Source organism: Mesorhizobium kowhaii, from assembly GCF_042431665.1.
Lineage (GTDB): Bacteria > Pseudomonadota > Alphaproteobacteria > Rhizobiales > Rhizobiaceae > Mesorhizobium > Mesorhizobium kowhaii.
Genome location: NZ_JBHLYT010000179.1, coordinates 1 through 1,085, shown reverse-complemented (window position 1 = coordinate 1,085; position 1,085 = coordinate 1). Strand labels below are relative to the sequence as shown.

The window sequence follows — 1,085 nt, the reverse complement described above, 5'->3', positions numbered from 1 at the left end:
TCGGCCTTGTAAAGACCGTTGATCGTTTCGGCGAGAGCATTGTCGTAGCTGTCGCCGACGCTGCCTACCGAAGGCTCGACGCCGGCCTCCGCCAGGCGCTCGGTGTATCTGACAGAGACGTATTGGCTGCCTCTATCGCTGTGATGGATGAGCCCGCCTCCCTGCACGGGCCGCCGATCATGGAGAGCCTGTTCCAGGGCATCGAGAACGAAGGCTGCATGCGCCGTCCGGCTCACCCGCCAGCCGACGATCCGGCGGGCATAGGTGTCGATGACGAAAGCCACGTAGACGAAGCCGGTCCAGGTCGCGACATAAGTGAAGTCGGAGACCCACAGCATGTTCGGCGCCGGAGCATGGAACTGGCGATTGACGTGATCGAGAGGGCATACCCAATTCAATCGAGACGGAGCGCCAGATGACATGCCCCTTTGGAAAGTTCGCGCCAAAAACCGTCGCCATCTGGCTAGGACGCTCGCTCCCGAAAGCTGCACATGATAAATGCCAAGATAGCCCCACGCGTCTAATTGCAATTTCGCGGAGACACCAAAGTGATTTTTTTCGACGACATCAAATTGGCCTCAAAAGTCTTTGGGCCGGCAGCGTTGGTATACGGACCAATGCTGAATGAAATCGGCGAAAAATTGTTTCTTGAACGCTATTCTTTTGAAGACATAGGCGCCTACATGGAAAAATCTATGGACCCCGACACCGGCCGGCAGTACTCCGGCCAAGTATATTGGAAAGAAATATTGTATCGTTCTCATATGTCCGCCATAGCTTCGCTGGTGCGAGCGGCTCGATGGGTTGATAGCGCCGTCCGAGAAAATGAGGCTGGCAACTTATTTGGGTGGGCCGGCGCTTGCAGAAGCCTCATAGAATCGGCAGGCGATACGGGGCACAGCCTAGGTGCGGTGCCTCTAACGCTCGCGCAAAACCATCGGCAGATTCGGACCGAGATTTCCGGCGAGGCAACGGGGCCCATGCTAGCCCGTCTTATGCACGACGACCCGTCTGAGAGGCTGGCGGATGTAGCTTAAGCGATTGATGTGGCGTAGGATTTTGGTGCTGAAGCCATTCCTGTCGCC

1 protein-coding gene and 1 pseudogene are annotated in these 1,085 nt (G+C 56.7%); one reads left to right on the top strand and one right to left on the bottom strand.

What is annotated here, in order from left to right; translation table 11 throughout:
- Window positions 1-386: pseudogene (locus ACFFNA_RS38985) on the bottom strand (IS3 family transposase); the annotation flags it as partial.
- A gap of 162 nt (window positions 387-548) precedes the next feature.
- Here ACFFNA_RS38985 and ACFFNA_RS38980 point away from each other — a divergent pair.
- Window positions 549-1,037 (top strand): hypothetical protein, encoded by a 489-nt coding sequence (locus ACFFNA_RS38980; RefSeq protein WP_378925583.1) that lies wholly within the window; start codon window positions 549-551, stop codon window positions 1,035-1,037.
- Window positions 1,038-1,085: the final 48 nt, after the last annotated feature.